This window comes from Nocardioides sp. YIM 152315 (assembly GCF_029210375.1).
Taxonomy (GTDB): Bacteria; Actinomycetota; Actinomycetes; order Propionibacteriales; family Nocardioidaceae; genus Nocardioides.
The window spans coordinates 1-1,374 of record NZ_JARGER010000005.1; the positions used below are offsets into that span (position 1 = coordinate 1).

A 1,374-nucleotide genomic window follows, 5' to 3' on the forward strand; every position below is an offset into this window, starting at 1 on the left:
TGTGATGTCTCAGGGCATCGTGGAGGGCCGAACCCAATAGATGTGGGTTCGGCCCTCCTTCATTTTCAGCGGGTGGGGCCTGGTGGTCGTCCGGTGCCTTGGTAGCGCTTGGATGTGTCGAGGACGAGCTCGCGGAGCAGTTCGCCGGTCACGGCGTCGATGACGCGGATCTCGAGGTCGTGAGCGAGGACGATGACGCGGGTTCGGGTGTGGGTTCGGCCGATGCCGATGGAGTACATCTGGCCGTGGTAGCGCCAGGTGATCTTGCCGGACTTGTCGACCTTGTCGTAGCGGACTCGGTCGTGGGTGTCGTCGTCTCGGTCGCCTGTGCTCGGGGTGGCCTTGGGGAGGGTGGTGTATACCGTGGCCGGAGTCGCTCGATGCTCGAGGGATCGGTGGGGACGGTGGTCGTTGTACTCCTCCACGAAGGCGTCGAGCAGGGCCTGGAGGTCGTCGATCGTGGATGGCTGCTCGGGCTGGGCACGTAGCCACTTCTTCATCGTCTGTTGGAACCGCTCCACCTTGCCCTGGGTGGTGGGGTGGTTGGGTCGCCCGTTCTTCTGGACCACGTTGAGCCGGCGCAGCTCGGTCTCGAAGCCGTTGCGGGTCCCGGCGCCCTTCTTGCCTTGGGAGAGCCGGGTGGTGAAGACCATGCCGTTGTCGGTGAGCGTGGAGGCGGGGATCCCGTGCTCGGCAAGGGTTTGGCGGAAGGTGGCGAGCACGATGGGTCCGGTGACTCGGTGGTGGGCGGTGACGCTGAGGGCGTAGCGGGAGCAGTCGTCGAGCCAGGTCAAGATCTCGGTGTCCGCGCCGGGGCGGTCGGTGCCGTCGAGGGCGGGACGAGTGAGTCGGTAGTGGGTGAAGTCTGCCTGCCAGGTCTCGTTGGGCATCGCGGCCTGGAAGCGGATGTAGGAGGACTTCGGTCTCTTCTTCGGTTCCGGGGTGACGAGGCCGGCCCGGGTCAGGTGACGCGCGATCGTCGCGCGCGACACAGTCGTGGAGTGGTGGTGCTCCAGATGCCAGCGGATGGTGTCGGGTCCGGCGTCCAGGCCGGTGGCGGTCAGCTTCTCGCGCAGCTCGAGGATCAGGTCGGCGGTCTCGGCGGGGATGGCGTTCGAGTTCGAGGCTGGTCGCCTGGAACGGGGCTCGAAGACAGCTTCGCCCTCGGTGCGGTAGCGGGCGATCAGCCGGTAGACCCAGGATTGGGAGACGCCGTAGCTGGCGGCGACCTCGTGGACGGGACGGTTCTCGATCACGACGGCGGTGATCAGCAATCTGTTCAACGACATGGCCGCACGCTGGCGGCGAGATCGTGCTCAGTCGCGGATGTCGTGAGACATCCGTCCACGATGTCGTGAGACACGTGTGACCGAT

At 66.1% G+C, this 1,374-nt stretch carries 1 protein-coding gene; it reads right to left on the reverse strand.

All coding sequences use genetic code 11. The features are described 5' to 3' along the window. Window positions 1-65: 65 nt before the first annotated feature. Window positions 66-1,289: an IS481 family transposase gene (locus PZ894_RS00275; protein WP_275741285.1), complete on the reverse strand. Its 1,224-nt coding sequence runs from the start codon at window positions 1,287-1,289 to the stop codon at window positions 66-68. Between the last annotated feature and the right edge of the window lie 85 nt (window positions 1,290-1,374).